This is a genomic window from Paenibacillus sp. RC67, assembly GCF_030020805.1.
GTDB lineage: Bacteria > Bacillota > Bacilli > Paenibacillales > NBRC-103111 > Paenibacillus_S.
The window spans coordinates 4212844-4229554 of sequence record NZ_CP125098.1; the positions used below are offsets into that span (position 1 = coordinate 4212844).

Annotated in this window: 17 protein-coding genes; 8 read left to right on the forward strand and 9 right to left on the reverse strand. The window is 44.9% G+C overall.

Features of this window, described 5'->3' with window-relative positions:
- Window positions 1-13 precede the first annotated feature (13 nt).
- Window positions 14-2731 carry a glycoside hydrolase family 78 protein gene (locus tag QMA13_RS19130; protein ID WP_282935355.1) on the reverse strand — a complete coding sequence of 906 codons (2718 nt, stop codon included), beginning with the start codon at window positions 2729-2731 and terminating at the stop codon, window positions 14-16.
- Window positions 2732-3050: 319 nt separating this feature from the next.
- Between QMA13_RS19130 and QMA13_RS19135 the strand changes: the two genes are divergently transcribed.
- On the forward strand, window positions 3051-3464 hold the full coding sequence (locus QMA13_RS19135; RefSeq protein WP_282935356.1) for a hypothetical protein: 414 nt from the start codon (window positions 3051-3053) through the stop codon (window positions 3462-3464).
- A 63-nt stretch (window positions 3465-3527) separates the two neighbouring features.
- Here the strand turns inward: QMA13_RS19135 and QMA13_RS19140 are convergent, their stop codons facing one another.
- Both QMA13_RS19140 and QMA13_RS19145 read right to left on the reverse strand, forming a co-directional pair.
- Window positions 3528-4160, reverse strand: a complete 633-nt coding sequence (locus QMA13_RS19140; RefSeq protein ID WP_282935357.1) for an SGNH/GDSL hydrolase family protein — start codon at window positions 4158-4160, stop codon at window positions 3528-3530.
- The gene (locus QMA13_RS19145; protein ID WP_282935358.1) at window positions 4141-5076 is read right to left on the reverse strand and encodes a dihydrodipicolinate synthase family protein; all 936 of its coding nucleotides are present in this window, start codon (window positions 5074-5076) and stop codon (window positions 4141-4143) included. The genes QMA13_RS19140 and QMA13_RS19145 overlap by 20 nt, the downstream gene beginning before the upstream one ends.
- Window positions 5077-5316: 240 nt before the next feature.
- Between QMA13_RS19145 and QMA13_RS19150 the strand changes: the two genes are divergently transcribed.
- Together QMA13_RS19150 and QMA13_RS19155 are read left to right on the forward strand one after the other, a co-directional pair.
- A complete protein-coding gene (locus QMA13_RS19150) occupies window positions 5317-6321 on the forward strand; it encodes a glycoside hydrolase family protein (RefSeq protein ID WP_282935359.1) in 1005 nt (334 codons plus the stop codon).
- 31 nt (window positions 6322-6352) lie between these two features.
- Window positions 6353-9049: an alpha-L-rhamnosidase gene (locus QMA13_RS19155; RefSeq protein ID WP_282935360.1), complete on the forward strand. Its 2697-nt coding sequence runs from the start codon at window positions 6353-6355 to the stop codon at window positions 9047-9049.
- Window positions 9050-9144: 95 nt separating this feature from the next.
- Here QMA13_RS19155 and QMA13_RS19160 read toward each other — a convergent pair whose 3' ends face one another.
- A complete protein-coding gene (locus QMA13_RS19160) occupies window positions 9145-9291 on the reverse strand; it encodes a hypothetical protein (RefSeq protein WP_282935361.1) in 147 nt (48 codons plus the stop codon).
- Between the two features lie 178 nt (window positions 9292-9469).
- Here QMA13_RS19160 and QMA13_RS19165 point away from each other — a divergent pair, with 178 nt between their 5' ends.
- The 4 genes from QMA13_RS19165 (at window position 9470) to pyrH (ending at window position 12254) form a co-directional block, all read left to right on the forward strand.
- A complete protein-coding gene (locus QMA13_RS19165) occupies window positions 9470-9667 on the forward strand; it encodes an aspartyl-phosphate phosphatase Spo0E family protein (RefSeq protein ID WP_282935362.1) in 198 nt (65 codons plus the stop codon).
- 142 nt (window positions 9668-9809) lie between these two features.
- Window positions 9810-10001 carry a hypothetical protein gene (locus tag QMA13_RS19170; RefSeq protein WP_028548300.1) on the forward strand — a complete coding sequence of 64 codons (192 nt, stop codon included), beginning with the start codon at window positions 9810-9812 and terminating at the stop codon, window positions 9999-10001.
- A gap of 114 nt (window positions 10002-10115) precedes the next feature.
- Entirely contained in the window at window positions 10116-11294 is a 1179-nt protein-coding gene (locus QMA13_RS19175) for a M20 family metallopeptidase (protein ID WP_282935363.1), read from the forward strand.
- A 219-nt stretch (window positions 11295-11513) separates the two neighbouring features.
- Complete coding sequence (pyrH, locus tag QMA13_RS19180) at window positions 11514-12254, forward strand: UMP kinase (protein WP_282935364.1); 741 nt, start codon at window positions 11514-11516, stop codon at window positions 12252-12254.
- A 19-nt stretch (window positions 12255-12273) separates the two neighbouring features.
- Here pyrH and QMA13_RS19185 read toward each other — a convergent pair whose 3' ends face one another.
- The 3 genes from QMA13_RS19185 to QMA13_RS19195 form a co-directional block, all read right to left on the reverse strand.
- Window positions 12274-12996 carry an amino acid ABC transporter ATP-binding protein gene (locus tag QMA13_RS19185; protein ID WP_282943444.1) on the reverse strand — a complete coding sequence of 241 codons (723 nt, stop codon included), beginning with the start codon at window positions 12994-12996 and terminating at the stop codon, window positions 12274-12276.
- The gene (locus QMA13_RS19190) at window positions 12989-13669 is read right to left on the reverse strand and encodes an amino acid ABC transporter permease (protein ID WP_282935365.1); all 681 of its coding nucleotides are present in this window, start codon (window positions 13667-13669) and stop codon (window positions 12989-12991) included. The genes QMA13_RS19185 and QMA13_RS19190 overlap by 8 nt, the downstream gene beginning before the upstream one ends.
- Before the next feature lie 87 nt (window positions 13670-13756).
- Window positions 13757-14596: a transporter substrate-binding domain-containing protein gene (locus QMA13_RS19195; RefSeq protein ID WP_282935366.1), complete on the reverse strand. Its 840-nt coding sequence runs from the start codon at window positions 14594-14596 to the stop codon at window positions 13757-13759.
- A gap of 174 nt (window positions 14597-14770) precedes the next feature.
- Between QMA13_RS19195 and QMA13_RS19200 the strand changes: the two genes are divergently transcribed.
- Window positions 14771-15673: a DMT family transporter gene (locus tag QMA13_RS19200; RefSeq protein WP_282935367.1), complete on the forward strand. Its 903-nt coding sequence runs from the start codon at window positions 14771-14773 to the stop codon at window positions 15671-15673.
- A 343-nt stretch (window positions 15674-16016) separates the two neighbouring features.
- On the opposite strand, the gene QMA13_RS19205 is transcribed toward QMA13_RS19200, so the two are convergent.
- Window positions 16017-16436, reverse strand: coding sequence for a hypothetical protein (locus QMA13_RS19205; protein WP_282935368.1), 420 nt, complete (start codon window positions 16434-16436; stop codon window positions 16017-16019).
- A gap of 57 nt (window positions 16437-16493) precedes the next feature.
- Window positions 16494-16706: a YezD family protein gene (locus QMA13_RS19210; protein ID WP_282935369.1), complete on the reverse strand. Its 213-nt coding sequence runs from the start codon at window positions 16704-16706 to the stop codon at window positions 16494-16496.
- Window positions 16707-16711: the final 5 nt, after the last annotated feature.

Consider the following 16711-nt stretch of genomic DNA (forward strand, 5'->3'; position numbering starts at 1 on the left):
TCCTTGCATTTAATTAAGAACTCTTTTCATACGACAAGCTCAAGCCAGGTTCCATTCCTGAGCCTGTGCTGCTTTTCGCCAATTTGGATATGAAAGTGTAGCTCCCAGAGCCTGCTTCGTATACCGTCTGATTTTGTTCTGAGCTCATAAGACGAAGAGCCGGTTGGCTATCTTGTTGATCGTCATTCACAACCCTACCTGGAACATGGATAGTAGCTGTTGTGTTCACAGGAATGCGAACCTTCATAATGAAATAAGACTTCTCGTGCTTCCATTCCACGTTGATAGTACCGTACACGGACTTGAATTCTCCTTTTGCAAAATGCAGCCCGCCTCCCGGACGGGGATGTATCACTATGTGCTTATATCCCGGCTGATCTTCCACGGTATTGATACCAAGGATTGTCTGGTACATCCACTCTCCGACAGAACCTAATGAATAATGATTGAAGGAGTTCATGCCTGGATTTTGGAAGCCATCCGTTTCCGTCCAGGCATCCCACCGTTCCCAAATCGTTGTCGCTCCGTGCTTGACTGAATACAACCAAGAAGGGAACGTATCCTGAATTAACAAGGAATAGGCAACATCTTCTCTCCCCATCTCGGTTAGCGCAGGAAGCAAATATCCTACTCCAAGAAACCCGGTCGTCAAGTGATTGCCATGCTCCTGAATGTTATCCACCAAATATTTTATGGCAAGTGTACGCTGGGTCTCTGTCAGCAAGTTCATTTTCAACGCAAGCACGTAAACCGTCTGCGTATCCCCTTTGATGCGACCATCAACATCCACGAACGCAGTACCGAAAGCTTGTTTAATCGCCTCGAACAGCTCTGTATACTTACGTACGTCTTCATCCTTTCCAAGAGCTTTGGCTGCTTTGGAGAGCAATACGGTACTGTAAGCAAAATAAGCGGTATCCAGAACATCCTTCGGTGTTTCAGCATTGATGGAGAGCCAGTCTCCATAGTTCGAGTAGCCAGGTCGGATTAGACCGCTGCTGTTTTCTTTTAAATATTCCACCCATTTGAGCATAGCCGGATAGCTATTTTCCAATATTCTCAGATCGCCATACACTTGATAGACCGTCCAAGGAATAATAACGCCAGCATCTCCCCAGCCGCCGTTATCCGGCGCATGCCAGTTAAGCTCTTTATGGTTGTGCTTGAAATGCTCCCAGCCTGAGTCCGGCGCTACATCTGGAAAAGCTCCTGAAGGCTGCTGCGCATCGATAACATCCGTCATATATTTATTAAAAAATCGTGCTACATCCATATTATAACTAGCCGTCCGAGCAAAAATCTGCGCATCCCCCGTCCATCCCAGCCTCTCATCACGCTGCGGGCAATCGGTCGGAACGCTAATAAAGTTACCACGTTGCCCCCACTCGATATTACTCAGCAGCTTATTGAGCATCACATTCGAGGTTTCTATCCAGCCCGTTTGCGGCGTTGCCGAATGAATGACCCTTCCGATAACCGAATTCAGTGTTGGTGCATGAATTAGCCCCGTCACTTCAACATAACGGAACCCATGAAAAGTAAAGTGCGGCTCCAGCGTTACTTCCTTTTGCCCATCCAGGATATATTTCTCCTGCTGTATCGCTTCCCGAAGATTAATGCTGTACAAAGTATTATCGCTATTTAGCATTTCTGCGCAAGAAACGGTTACTTCTTGACCTGATTGACTACTTTCGATCTGAAGTCGAACCCAACCGACCATATTCTGCCCCATGTCAAACATGTAGGTGCCTCGGTCCGTTTTTTTCATGCTAACCGGAAGCAGTTCCTTCATTACTTGTACGGGGGGGTCCACCTGCGTGGTCATCACTCCATCATAAGAGCTAAGTACAACTGGTCTATCCCAAGATGAATCATCAAATCCGGGAAGCTTCCATCCTGTAGGCTCCAAACGGGCATCATACGTTTCACCTTTGAGCAAATCGGAATAGAGAATAGGCCCTGAGAACGTCTTCCAAGATTCATCCGTCACCACCACCTGAGTAGTCCCATCCTCATATTCAATGTGCAGCTCGATAAGTAAATGAGGGTTATCTCCGTATCGGTTCGGGCCGAACATTCCTACATAACCGCAATACCAACCGGTTCCAACAATCGCCGCCAACGCTGTTTCCCCTGATTGAAGATGCGCTGTCACATCATAGGTTTGATACTGTACTCTAATGTTATAATCGGTCCACCCCGGTGCAAAATAATCATCACTGACTCTTTCGCCATTTACATATAGTTCATACAATCCTAAAGCGCTTGCGTATAAAAGGGCTTGCTTGACTGGCTTCTCCACGCGCCATGTTTTCCTGAAATACGGAGACGGCAGAAGGTCAGCCGTTTCAGGCTTAGTCCGTCCGATCCAACTGGCCTGCCATTCATTGCCGTTAAGCATTCCCATAGACCATCGCGCAACGCTGCTCCATGGAGAAGAGGTATTGTGTTTATCCCAAATTCTGACTTTCCAATAATAAACCTGTCTTGATTCGAGCATTTTCCCTTTGTAAACCACGTTCAACGATTGGTCGGATAGCACCTTACCGCTGTCCCAAACATCGCCTTTATTGTCATGCAACATTTGTGGACAACTAGCAACTATCACTTGATAAGCAGTCTGGAACTGACCGTTGATTTCGGATTCAATAATCCAGCTTAATCTCGGCTCGGACGTATCGAGACCTAACGGATTTTCGATGTATTCCGTCTTTAAATCGCTAACTCTCATCCTCTTCTCCCCCATTGTCAGATTCTCGGCAATTCACTCAGAAGCCCCGAGGACTCTTTTGATAAAGTAACTTGATTTAAAGTTTACAGGAATGATGATGACCCATTATAGGGCGAATTCATCCTATTTATAGGCGACGGCTTGCACCATTCATGAGTTTTTTGACCCTTGATTATTGGCCAGACTCTTTTTTCATTCAAGTAGATGTAATGCCATCCTCACAGAATGTACCATCGAAGGATCTTGCGCATGCAACATTACCCTGCTAGATTACGTTAGCTAAAACAAAGGAACGTAATCTGAAAATGGAGGCAGCCGTATGAAATCACCAGTTCCACCTTTAGTTCATCTATTAGTAGTTTTTATGATTATTATTGTCGGGTGTAGTAAGACGGTACCTGGGCCTGGTTTAACCCCAAAAACACTTTCTGAGCTATACCCTGGAGATATTCAGAAAGTTGATTATATCGAGATTCGAAGTGGATCAACTGGTCAACTCAAATCGTATACGGACCAAAAGCAGATACAGGATTGGATAAATGGAGTTCGTAATTTAATCTGGGTTCCAGACCCAAATCAAGAAGGCAGAAGTGGATTCCTATACGGGGTATCTTTGTTCGAGAACAAAGAATTGAAATTGGGGTTTACTAATAATAATGTTGCCGGGAATTATTATATTCATAATGAAGAATTAGTAAATGAAATTCGTGATCTTTTTGAAGGTAAACATTAGAAAACCGGGAACTACGTTAGCTCCCGGTTTGTTGATGTAATCAACAATTTACTTCTACAAGACCTAATTCTTAAAGCTTCGCACCGCTTCAAGCCACGTTGTGGCCATCAGCGTATCTCCGAGACTGTTCATATGAACTCCGTCTGTGGTTAAATCCAGTCCGGTATTACATTGTAAAAAATGAAGGAAGGCTTGATGTGTCGGTACGAGAACGGCTTGAAATTCTTCTGCTAACCGATTGACGATATCGACATATGGCTTTAACAGCATATTTCCTGTCGTATCCGGATATTCCTTTATTATGGTTGGCTGCATAAGAACAAGACGGCAATTAGGAAGCGATTGGGTCTGATCTAACAAACCTCGGAATACCGATTCGAATCGATCAGGGTACACCTGTTCAGCATCCGGCGAATCCAGCTGTCTCCACACATCGTTGATTCCAATCGAAATGGAAATCCATTGCGGCCTGTGATCCATGACATCCAGCGTCCACCGTTTGGCCAAATCGATCACACGATTACCAGACACGCCTTCGTTGATTATTTTCAAGGAAAGCTCTGGATATAGCGCTATGAGAGAATCATTCAGCATCCGTACGTAGCCTGACCCCAGCTTCAAGGGGTCTTTTTTCCTTCCCTTGTCCGTAATACTGTCACCTATAAATACAATTCTATCATTTGCTTGAAACGGCATTAAGAAACCCTCCCTTTACTAACTTGTATAATGAATCTAGTTGTTGCACTTCTCGTCGGTGATTTTCTCTAAATGAACTGGTGTCTTTGGAACGGCAATGTAATGTGATCGGGAGTCCCCTTTGCTGCAAGTGATACTTTGCATTAGTGGGATACATCTGCAGCTCCACTAAGGAGGCCGCTCCTGTAAATGACTGAATCGTCTCCGCAGCATCCGGCTCAACATTCCACAGCTCCGTTAGACGCACATACAAATCAGGGTGAAAATTAGCCATCACACCGCTAAACCCAGCCGCTCCCAGCTTCAAGGATTCCAGTAAAGTCGCTGAGTTGGCATTAAATATTTGCAACTGACTTCCCCTAACTGCATCCAGTTTGTCGGCAATACTTTTTATATCGCAGGAGGTGTCCTTAAGAAATAAGAACCGCCCCGAATCTGCACACCATTCGAGCATAGCCGGGGTCAGCAATCTTTTGTAAGGGTAAGGGCATTCATAAATACCGAACGACACATCCGGTATCCGATCAAGCAGCTTCTGGGTGCGATGAAGCCAAATTTCGTCTGATTCCTCTGAAGACACCAGTCTGTTGCTGACCAGCACGACCGCATCGACTCCCGTGTCCGCCATCCGCTGCAGCTCATCCACCTGATCATCAAATCCATCCGATATATGACCCGAAGCAATAACCGGCACTCGACCATCAGACTTTTCCTTAACGTACCTTGCGATCCGCACCCGTTCCTCCAGGGAAAGGTAAAACATTTCGCTCGATTGACATACCGCAAATAATCCATGAACTCCTTGGTTAATGTACCACTCAATCAGCTGTTCCAATGCTATATAATCCACCTCATTGGAATTCGTGAATGGAGTAATCATCGTCGGCCAGACTCCGGTTGGAATATTATGTATCAACGGCTTCAGCTCCTTGTTGAGGTTATTAATATCCTTTTCTCCTACTATAAGCTCAATTGAACGTTCCGCAAATGGGGGATTCAAACCATTAACTTGGAGATGAATAACCGAAAAGTCCAATCAACCTATAGATCAGATACTATAACCCTCTTGGCGAGTTAATCACCTGTAGTACTCTTTCAGATAGAGGTCACGTACAAATAGGGTCAGCAGTTAAAAAACTAAAAAAGGTGTGTTCTTATGGATATTCAAGCCTATTTAACTCCTTACAAATACGGCAAACCGGTCCTGGTAGGATCAGGTATTTCTGGCCATTTTGATGAAAATGCCGTCGATTGTCCCTTTGTATTTCAGCATAATGATAAGTTTTACATGATGTATGTCGGTTTCGATGGAACCGGCTATCAAACGGCTTTGGCGACAAGCGAAGATCTGCTGAACTGGCAGCATCTTAGCGTCATTTTACGTAGAAATGAAGGTTCCGGATGGGACTCCGTCAATATTGCAGGCACCTGGATAATGAAGGAGAACCGAATCGAGGCCCCGCCTGTGCTCAAAAAATGGAACGATAAATATTGGCTAGTTTATCACGCCTATCCTGAGACAGGGTATGAGGAAGGCTCCGCCAAAATCGGAATTGCCTGGACGGATGATGAGGATCTGTTGACCTGGCACAGGTGTCCGGACCCTATCCTCACTCCTGAGGAAGGCGCAGATTGGGAAAAAGGCGGCCTTTATAAGGAATGTCTTGTAGAGCACGAAAACAAGTTCTATTTATTTTATAATGCTAAAAACAAAAACAAAGGCAGATGGATCGAACAAACAGGAGTAGCCTTCTCCTCCGACCTTAAGCAGTGGGACAGATATGAGCATAATCCTGTCCTGCATGTCTCTCCTGAACGTTGGGACTCCGGTTTTGCCAGTGATCCTTGCGTTCTGCTTCACGGCAATCAGTGGGCGATGTATTATTTTGGCTACAATTATAAGCAAGCTCAAGAAGGCATTGCCTTATCGCAGGATCTCATCCACTGGGACAAATATCCAGATCCGATCATCACCATAGGTGAGCCAGGAAGCATCGACTCCATCTTCGCCCACAAGCCATCCGTTATAACGCATAACGGGGTATTGTATCATTTCTACTGCTCCTGCAGGCCTTTTACAGAAGGAGATCCCACCCGTAATTATGGCAAGGAATTCCGATCGATTACGGTCGCTGCATCGCATCCTATTTTTAATGAATGACAACTTTTTCCATTAAGGAGACTTGATAACGATGCAGTTTGGTGAAATGTTGGTAGAAAGCAAAATTTGCCCGATCGGAATCGATGCAGTTACTCCCTCCTTCAGCTGGAGCTATAAGAAAGAGCCTATTCGTGCTCAGCTTCAGACCGCATACCGTATCCTTGTGTCCACTTCTGCGAAAGGCTTGCAAGGTGAATCTAGCGACATATGGGATAGCGGAAAAATAGAGAGCCGAAAAAACGTTCATATTGAGTACAAAGGTACACTGCTGTTATCTCGCCAGCGTTATTATTGGAAGATGCAGGTGTGGGATCAGAACGATAAAATGATCGAAAGCCCGGTATCTTGGTGGGAAATGGGTCTTTTGGACACTCATGATTGGTCTGCAAGCTGGATCGGTGAGCCTGATCAAGAGCATGACGCTCCTACTTCACTTCCCTTGTTCAGGCATGAATTTACCCTCGACAGGCCTGTTGCAAGAGCCCGTGCTTATGTGTGCGGCCTAGGACATTTCGAACTCCGTTTGAATGGAAGCAAGATTAGCGACAACGTATTGGAGCCTGGTTGGACAAATTATCATAAGACCTGCCTATATTGTGTATATGATGTGACTGACGATGTTCACGAGGGCTCCAATGCAGTAGGAGTTATGCTTGGCAATGGCTTCTACAATGTGACAGGAGGCAGATATCGCAAATACAAAGGCTCGTTTGGCAAGCCCAAATGCTTGGTTCAGCTGGAAATCACCTATGCGGACGGCACTACCTTAACGGTTCCTAGCCACCCGGGATGGCGGACCTCCTCGGGGCCTATCACCTTTTCATGTATATATGGAGGTGAGGACTTCGATGCCCGTCTGATGCAGAGGGGTTGGGATCAGCCCGGGTTTCAGGGACATGCTTCTTGGAAGAATGCAGCACTTGTTGAGGCTCCTGCAGGAAGGTTGAAATCGCAAGGGACATCTCCCTTGAAGGTGATGAAGACCTTCCAGCCAGTAAGCTTCAGTCAGCCTTCTTCTGGCTTGTACGTTGCCGATCTAGGACAAAACTTCTCCGGCTGGGTAGAACTGTCCGTACAAGGTCCTGCTGGAACCAAAGTTACTTTGACACCTGCAGAATTGTTGAAGGAAGATGGAACCGTCAATCAGAAGTGGACCGGCTCCCCTACCAAGCTGAACTATACCCTCGATGGTTCAGGAGAGGAAGTGTGGCAGCCTCGATTCACCTATACCGGTTTCCGTTATGTACAGATCGAAGGTGCAGTCCCGTCCGCTCTAGCAGCAGAACGAGTGCCCACCGACAGTGCAATGTTGCTCCGACTCGAAGGCCAAATGATTTATCCAGATACGCCGGTAACCGGAAGCTTCTCATGCTCGGACATGCTGCTTAACCGAACTCATGAATTGATTAATTGGTCCATTTTAAGCAATATGAAAAGTATTTTCACCGATTGCCCTCACCGTGAAAAGCTTTGTTGGCTCGAGCAAATTCATCTGATGGGTCCATCCGTAGCCTATAATTATCAGATCGAATCCTTGCTGGTCAAATCAATGGAGGACATCCGTGATGCTCAGCTCCCTAACGGCATGGTACCGACAACAGCACCGGAATATGTCGTATTTTCTGAGCCGTGGCATTGCTTCCGCGATTCCGTATCCTGGGGTGCTGCTTATGTACTTACAGCTTGGAACCTTTACCGCATATATGGAAACACTCGAACCATGAAGGAGCATTATCCTGGAATGAAAGCCTATATCGAATACGTGACTCAAGGCTCGGGTTCTTTTATCGTTCAAGGTGGCCTTGGAGATTGGTACGATGTTGGCGTGGGTGATCCTGGTTTTGCTAAGAACACGCCTGTCTCTCATACGGAAACAGCGATTTATTATCACATGGTTGATATTTTTGCACAAATGGCGGGCTTATTAAATTATCAGACCGATTCCGAACAATACGAGGCTTTACGGGGGAACATAAAAACAGCGTTCAATGATGCGTTCTTCCACCCTGAAACAACCAGTTACGCTACAGGGAGCCAAGCTTCCAACGCGCTGCCGCTTGTAATCGGGCTTGTCGATGATAAGCATAAGAAAACTGTTCTTACTCATTTATTAGAGGACATCCGTCTACACGGCAATCATACTACTGCGGGAGATGTAGGTCACCGGTATGTACTGCTTGCACTAGCTATGAACGGTCGGTCAGACGTGATATACGAAATGACGAGAACAACCGATCACCCAAGCTATGGTTATCAGATCGCACATGGGGCAACATCCTTAACCGAAGCGTGGGACGGCCCAACCGTCGGCAAATCACAAAACCATTTTATGCTGGGGCATTTGGAAGAATGGCTCTATCAAGGGCTAACAGGAATTCATTACCAGTATGAAGCCTTGACCGATTCCTTTCAAATAACGATCAAACCATTTTTACCTTATAGCTTGGATAAAGCTAAAGCCGAACATCTTCTCCCTGTTGGGAGCATTCGTGTCGAATGGCAGCGGCGTGAACCAGTTCCAAATGAGCTGACTCCACTCACTTTAAAAGTGACCATTCCCGTAAATTGCAACGCGGATGTGTTTATTCCCACTGTAATGGGTGCCTCAATTAAGGAAAGAGGTATTCCTTTAGGAGACTCCAAGGATATCGAGTTCTTGTATCATGAAGCAGGTTATTCTGTTGTTCGTCTGTTATCAGGGCAGTACGAATTCGTAAGTGTAATCTAGTTCCTTCTCCCCTACTAAATTCTTCGATTATGTCAACTCTTTCTCAAGACCAAAACCGCCGTAACCTCATTGAGGCTGCGGCGGTTTTGTATTTTTTACTGAGGATTCGTCTCTTTAGGTATTTCGTTTAAACTCGGAGGAACATCAGCAGCATTTTCTGCGTGGACGATTGCTTCATCCTCCGTAAATTTGTTTTCTTTAAAGTTCGGATTATTTTTAGTATTTGCCTTAGCATTATCCATCGACAATTCACCCCCTCTACACATCGCATTTAGTATTTCCATTTCCGTATTTTGTATGTTTTTTGTAATCAAACTTTAACATAACGCTCGACAGCGTTTTACATATTTTACATGCGGTTCGTATTATAATAGCTCGATGTGAGGAAAAAAATGTTATCGAATGGGGATATAGGGGAAAATGGATGATATATTGCTGAAGCGAAACATGGAGCAAATGCAAAGCCGATTATATCAGTTGGTGGAGAAAACCGGAAGCTTGGTTGATCCCCGGGTGGTCGAATTAAGTCAGCAAATTGATTATTTGGTTGTCACTTTACAGCAAAGAAGGATGAAATATCACAGGACAAGCACTCGTAAAAACAGTGCCTCTTTTTAGAAGTCGCCCTTGATAAACATTACATGATGTGTTATATTGAAATCAAGCAAACTCAAGGTTTTTTGCTGACATGGCACTCTCATTGCAGCTGGAATCCCCTATCTTGATGCAGCATAACGATCATGTAAAGGAGCGATACAATATGGCTTACGAAGCTCAAAACCAGCAGGGAAAACAAACCATTTCAGTTGAATTAACATTAAACGAGGCTTTAGCTTTAACCGGTGTGCGTTTTCCTCAGAATCATCAATTGGAAGTAGATGCCATGAGTAAAATCAAACGTTCATTGGAAGATCAAATTTTGCTTGACCCCAAACGGAGAACAGTTCAATAAAATATTTTTAGTATAAGAATAAAGATCTCCTCTCCTATCCATATTGGGCAGAGGAGGTCTTTTTTGTATATAATTATACTATCCAGATGGTACACCAAAGGAGTATGAGTAACTATGAAAACTACAATCGCAGCAACTATCGATCAACATGCAGACAGCTTCATCCAAATCTCACGGTTTATCGGTGAAAACCCTGAACTAGGGCATGAAGAATGGCTGGCTTCTCGTCGGTTGATGGATGAACTAAAGGTGCATGGCTTTGAGATCCAAAATCCGGTTTTGGATTTACCGACTGCGTTTATCGGTACATATTCGAGCGGAAAGCCTGGCCCTATTGTCGCTTTTCTATGTGAATACGATGCGCTGGCTGACCTTGGACACGCCTGCGGTCATCATATTATAGGAACGATGGGCATCGCGGCAGCTATTGGGTTAAAATCGGTAATCGACGAATTGGGCGGCACCATTCGTGTATATGGCACACCTGCCGAGGAAACAAAAGGAGCCAAGGTTCCCATGTCAGCTGAAGGTCTCTTCGATGATGTCGATTTTGCTTTAATGGCTCATCCTTATTATACGTATGAGAAATCTGGAGAATCGTTGGCTATGGACGCCATTCAATTCGAATATTTCGGCAAAGCGGCTCACGCGGCTGCAAGTCCTTATGAAGGCGTCAATGCGTTGGATGCAGTGCTGCTTCTTTTTCAATCCATCAATGCTTTAAGACAGCAGCTCCAAAGCCACGTCCGTATCCACGGAATCATTCCTGAAGGCGGGAAAGCAGCGAATATCATCCCTGACTATGCTTCCGCCCAGTTTTATGTACGTTCGTCCAACCGACCTTATACAGACGAAGTAGTGAAAAAAGTATTGCTTTGTGCCGAAGGGGCAGCTCTCCAAACAGGATGTGCGCTGAAAACCTCGAATTACGAATTCTCCTATGACGAGCTGATTACCAACCAAACGTTATCCGAGCTATTTACCAAGAATTTGCTTGCAATGGGAGTGAATGAGGAAGAAATCCAGTATGGCAAGGATCACGGTTCCGTTGACCTCGGTAACGTATCAAGACATTGTCCTACCATTCACCCTTATATTAAGGTTGTGGATGAAGTGCATCTGCTCCATACCAAGGAATTTCGCGACCTCGCTATGAAGGATCGGGCTTTCGATGGAATGCTGCTTGGAGCCAAGGTGTTGGCCCATACAGCTTATGATGCGTTGTCCAACCCGGATATATTGAAGGCTATCCGCGATGAATTCCAAAAAAGCTTACAGTCCGATTTAAAATAATAATTGAAAAGCAGTTCCTCATCTGCTATGCTACTTTTAATGGTTAAATTAGGAAGGAGCCGATGACATGAACCCGATTCTTGAGTCGTTCAGGTTATCTAAGCTGCTCTTTTCTATTTCATATGGTTTCGAATATAAGAACTAAGGCCTTGTGCTTTAGTTCTTTTTTTTGCCCAACGTTAGACCCAAGTGATCTCATTCATTGTGGAGGTGCTATCTATGTCCAAGTACAAACGCATTTTGATCAAGCTAAGTGGCGGAGCTGTTGCGGGTGGTAACGAATTTGGATTTGACCCGGAACGATTGGAGCATATTGCTAAAGAAATTATGGCGGTTGTCGAAATGGGGATTGAGGTTTCCATCGTAATTGGAGGCGGAAATATCTTCAGAGGGAATATGGCTGAATATTGGGGCATTGAACGTGTAGAAGCGGATAATATCGGTACATTGGCCACGGTAATTAACAGCTTAATGCTGCGGGGAGTTCTGAAGCATAAAACGGGCAAAGAAGTCCGTGTTATGTCGTCTTTCCCTGTAAACTCCGTTGCTGAGCCCTACATTCGATTACGAGCTATCCACCATTTAGAGAAAGGGTATATCGTTATTTTTGCCGGGGGCAATGGCCAGCCTTATGTTACTACAGACTATCCATCGGTACAGCGTGCATTGGAAGTGAACTGTGACGCCATTCTGGTCGCTAAGCAAGGGGTTGACGGTGTGCTGGACGGCGATCCGAGGAAAAATGCCTCTGCCAAGCCTTATGCTACCTTGTCCTATGATGAAGTATTGAATCAAAATCTAACGGTCATGGATCAATCTGCCTTTATCTTGGCTAGAGATTACAAGCTTCCAGTATTCGTCTTCAACTTCGATCAGGCAGGTTCCATGAAAGCAATATGCGAAGGAGAGCCGGTTGGAACCGCGATTTATCACGGCGCTCCTGTCGCTTATAGAAATTAAGTATGTTCTGGCACTAAGACTAAAGAACCTTGCCAAGAAACTCTTTCGTTCTTGCTTGCTGGGGATTCGAGAATACTTCTGTCGGATTCCCCTGCTCGATAATTTTGCCCCCATCCATGAAGACGAGACGACTGCCCACTTCACGTGCAAAGCCCATCTCATGCGTGACAACTATCATCGTCATTCCGTCTTTAGCAAGCTGCTTCATCACATCGAGTACTTCCCCGACCATTTCCGGATCCAGTGCACTAGTAGGCTCGTCGAACAGCAGCATGTCTGGAGACATGGCTAACGCACGGGCGATAGCGATTCTCTGTTTCTGACCACCGGACAGCTGTCCGGGATACCGGTCTGCTTTGTCCGTCAGTCCGATTCTGCGGAGAAGGCCATGAGCAATTTTGTTCGCTTCGTCCACACTCATTTTTTTAAGCTTACGAGGAGCTAATGTAATATTTTCCAGAACAGTCATATGAGGAAAAAGATTGAACTGTTGAAATACCATCCCCATCTTTTGACGAAGCTGATTAATATTCGCTTTTCCTTTCAGCAACGAGGTCCCTTCAAATACGACGTCGCCCCCTGTCGGCTGCTCCAACAGGTTCAAGCAGCGCAGAAACGTACTTTTACCGGAGCCGCTCGGACCAATGACAACAACGACTTCCCCTTTGGCAATGTCAATATCGATTCCGTTCAGAACAACATTATCCCCAAATGATTTGCGCAAATCCGTAACCTTAATCAGAAGTCCTCATCCTCCTTTCGGCAATTCCGAGAATTTTGGATAACGTGAAGGTGATGACGAAGTAAATGATCGCAACAATGATAAGCGGCTCGAACGGACGGAATGAATTCCCGCGGACCGTATCTGCATTGTACATCAGTTCACTAATTCCGATGACAGATACAATGGACGATTCCTTAATAATGACGATAAACTCATTCCCCAGCGCAGGAAGCACGTTGCGAATCGCTTGAGGCAAAATAATAAACCGCATGGCCATACTGTGTGGCATCCCAAGTGATCTAGCGGCTTCCATTTGACCTTTATCAATAGCTTGAATTCCGGCACGGAATGTTTCGGCAACATATGCCGCGCTGTTCACCGAAAGTGCAACGACTCCTGCCATAAATTCAGGAAAAGCCGTTCCCAGTGCAGGGAAATCCGGAAATTCGATTCCAAGCTTCGGTAAACCATAGTAAAACAAAAATAACTGGACCAACAACGGAGTCCCTCTGATGAACTCGATGTAAGCGGTAGCGATCATTTTCAAGGGAGCTATTCGGGATTGGCGCATTAAAGCCAAAATAACACCGAGAATAACACCGAGGATGACGGTAAACAAGGATAACAGCAAGGTTACCTTGGCCCCATTCAAGAAGAACATATAATACTTAGGCAAAAAAGAAAAATCCACCTGATCGGCTCCTTCTCCATAATGTGATAAACCAAACAAAAACCCGTCGGGTATCCGCACAGGTTTTTGTTGGCGTGCTTGATATTATTATTCCACCAAATCGTTGGCTTCCATTACAAATTTATCCACAGTTTTATCATTCATCAGCTTGTCCAAGGAAGTGTTCATGGCATCCACTAAATCGGAGTTACCTTTCTTCACTGCAATCGCAGAACCACTATCTTCTGTCGACAATTTGATATCCGAGATGATCAAGTCCGGGTTTTTAGACAAATAAGCGGTTGCTACTGGCAGTTCGACTACAAGCGCGTCCGTTTTCTTATTCTTCAAATCCAGCATCAAATCGGAAATTTTGCCTAAAGACTTCATTTCAGAGCCTGGCATTTGCTTGGTTACGATTTGTTCTTGCGTTGCGCCTTTTTGCGCTCCGACTCTCTTGCCTTTTAAATCGTCGATCGTTTTGAATTTATCCTTGTCCTCGGCACGAATGACAGCCGTTTGAACCGCAGTGTAGTAAATTTTGGTGAAATCTACGCTTTGCTGACGTTCAGGTGTCGGTGTCATCCCGGAGATGATGAAATCGATGTTCCCAGCTTCCAAAGCAGCAAGCAGGCCTTCATACTTCAAATCTTTAATTTCTAGCGTCACACCCAGATCCTTAGCAAGGGTTTTAGCGATTTCAATATCGAAACCAACGATCGTATCCTTACCGTTCACTTCTTTATGAAACTCGTAAGGAGGATAATCGGCACTAGTACCTACAACAATTTTGCCCGCCTTTTTAATTTGCTCGAGCTTCGTTGCTTTCGCCGCATCCGGTTGAGCAGCGCCCGACTTGCTAGAATCAGCAGCAGGCTTCTGGCCGCACGCCGAAAGAACCAGAACTAGACTTAATAACATAAGAATAAGAGCTTTAGATTTAAACATTGGTCAATTCTCCTTTCTAAATAACTTCAACATTATATCCCACATGTCTCTGTTTGACAACAACGTTATATTTACAATAAATTTAGTCCTAATCTCTGATTTGCTCTAGCATTAATCCCTCATAGTTTAGTATAATGAAAAGGTTTTGAAACAGCTACTATCGGGGGAATAGCAATGAATACCAACAAAAGAAGTCCTGTCCCTTTATGGATAATTTTTACGGCAGGAATTATAGCCATCTCGTTCTCATCCATCTTCGTCAAGCTTTCTGCTGCACCCATATCCGTGTCAGGGATGTACAGGCTCTTTTTTACGAACCTTCTAATGCTACCTATTATGTGGAAGTATATCCCAGAAATAAAGAAGTTATCGAGTAAGGATTGGATGTATATGGTCGGTTCAGGCATTGCTCTGGGTCTGCATTTCCTACTGTGGATGGCATCGCTTAGATATACTTCCGTAGCAAGCTCAACCGTACTGTTAACTTTGGAGCCTATATTCGTGCTCGCCGGTGCATTTATTGTGTATAGAGAAAGAACAACCACAGCGGCTGTTGCCGGCATTTGTCTGGCTGTGCTTGCCGCGATGATGATTGGGGCAAAAGATTTTTCCATTTCAGGAAGCGCTCTACAGGGAGATTTGCTCTCCCTTTTGGGTACAGCGGCTGTAGCCGTTCATATGTTATTAGGACAAAAGCTTAGTCAACATATCTCTTCTCTGTTGTACAGCTTTGTAGTTTTTTTCGTTGCCGGCGTTTGCTTCGCCTTATACAACGGGTTCAACGGGTATTCCTTCGTTTCTTATTCGATCGATGAGTGGGGTTTATTTATTCTGTTAGCTTTGGTGCCTACTGTATTCGGACATATCTTGTTTAACTGGGCTTTAAAGTACGTTAACGCCGCTTCCGTATCCAGTGCTGTATTGGGCGAGCCTATTGGGGCAACGATTCTGGCGTGGATCATGCTTGGGGAAGGCATTAATTGGGTTCAGATTGCAGCCGGACTTCTTCTCATTCTAGGCGTGTGGGTGTTTTTGAGAAACAATCACGTTCGCTACGAGCCGCAAAAAGCTCATTAATTTATCGAATAACAGGCAAAAAAACGCCTTACGGCGTCACGGAGCAATCGTATTGAACATGGTAAAAACATCATAGCTGCTAAACGAATGATTGGTTGGAATACTCCTTTCTACCTTTCTCAGCCCAGAACTTGGAAAAGCACTTATATAAGAACGTATAATTTCTTGAGATAAGCCTACAACAGCCGGGTCATGAAGAGCATCATGGATAGGTCTAAACTCGGCTTCTGCTATCTCTAAGCTATCTACCGTAATGCTTCCTCATAAAAAAAGACAAAGCATTTAGCTTCGTCTTCTTAATTCCTCATCGATTCTATTGCACTCCAAACTCTTATTCCGGTCATTAGCTTTGATTAAGAAACACCGGAACAGGGAGATGAATAAAATCATACAGCTGCTTCGTTACCCCGCCTTTGCCGAAACGCAGGATGCTTCCGGGCAATCGTTCCTTCTCGCTTTTTTCTCGAATTAGGTTCAAAAATGATACAGTTGCACTCCGCCGCTGAAGCACATCCCGGTAACCGAAATTGTACAACCACTGGTCGATTGTATTATAAATCCCTCGATTTAAACCAAACGTCTGAAAGCAGTACGTGACAAACTGAATATCCGGCAAATTCAACACATCCGATTCACTCAATTCCGCCCATGGCTCCACATTGGCTATCATCGAATTCAACTCCTCTTTAATGGGGTCTTGCTGCTGTCTTGCTGTTAATGAAACAAAGAGACCGCTCGAGTCTGTCCACGACTCCGCAAGCATTGCTGCGAAACCCTGTACCTCGAACAGCCTCCGGTGTACCGGTAGACAACTAGCATTTTATCCTTTGCGGCGGTTCCCTTGATGCCTGGCTTCTACCACTTGCTGCTCCCGCAAAGCTACTTCAGATTCAAATCTTTTGCGCTCTGTCCGCTCAATTTGAACTATTCTGCCGTCATGTACAACGATTTGTACCGTTCCATACTCTAAGCCATTGACAGAGTTCACAATCCTGCTGCTCCAAACCTCATCAATTTCCAACGGTTTTGCCATTTGCA

What these genes read in the sequence shown, in the direction of transcription:
- QMA13_RS19165 (WP_282935362.1), top strand. Translation starts at nt 9,470, where the DNA reads ATGGATGATATATTGCTGAAGCGAAACATGGAGCAAATGCAAAGCCGA.
- QMA13_RS19175 (WP_282935363.1), top strand. Translation starts at nt 10,116, where the DNA reads ATGAAAACTACAATCGCAGCAACTATCGATCAACATGCAGACAGCTTC.
- QMA13_RS19200 (WP_282935367.1), top strand. Translation starts at nt 14,771, where the DNA reads ATGAATACCAACAAAAGAAGTCCTGTCCCTTTATGGATAATTTTTACG.
- QMA13_RS19205 (WP_282935368.1), bottom strand. Translation starts at nt 16,436, where the DNA reads ATGCTTGCGGAGTCGTGGACAGACTCGAGCGGTCTCTTTGTTTCATTA.
- QMA13_RS19160 (WP_282935361.1), bottom strand. Translation starts at nt 9,291, where the DNA reads ATGGATAATGCTAAGGCAAATACTAAAAATAATCCGAACTTTAAAGAA.
- pyrH (WP_282935364.1), top strand. Translation starts at nt 11,514, where the DNA reads ATGTCCAAGTACAAACGCATTTTGATCAAGCTAAGTGGCGGAGCTGTT.
- QMA13_RS19140 (WP_282935357.1), bottom strand. Translation starts at nt 4,160, where the DNA reads ATGCCGTTTCAAGCAAATGATAGAATTGTATTTATAGGTGACAGTATT.
- QMA13_RS19150 (WP_282935359.1), top strand. Translation starts at nt 5,317, where the DNA reads ATGGATATTCAAGCCTATTTAACTCCTTACAAATACGGCAAACCGGTC.
- QMA13_RS19135 (WP_282935356.1), top strand. Translation starts at nt 3,051, where the DNA reads ATGAAATCACCAGTTCCACCTTTAGTTCATCTATTAGTAGTTTTTATG.
- QMA13_RS19155 (WP_282935360.1), top strand. Translation starts at nt 6,353, where the DNA reads ATGCAGTTTGGTGAAATGTTGGTAGAAAGCAAAATTTGCCCGATCGGA.
- QMA13_RS19170 (WP_028548300.1), top strand. Translation starts at nt 9,810, where the DNA reads ATGGCTTACGAAGCTCAAAACCAGCAGGGAAAACAAACCATTTCAGTT.
- QMA13_RS19130 (WP_282935355.1), bottom strand. Translation starts at nt 2,731, where the DNA reads ATGAGAGTTAGCGATTTAAAGACGGAATACATCGAAAATCCGTTAGGT.
- QMA13_RS19210 (WP_282935369.1), bottom strand. Translation starts at nt 16,706, where the DNA reads ATGGCAAAACCGTTGGAAATTGATGAGGTTTGGAGCAGCAGGATTGTG.
- QMA13_RS19195 (WP_282935366.1), bottom strand. Translation starts at nt 14,596, where the DNA reads ATGTTTAAATCTAAAGCTCTTATTCTTATGTTATTAAGTCTAGTTCTG.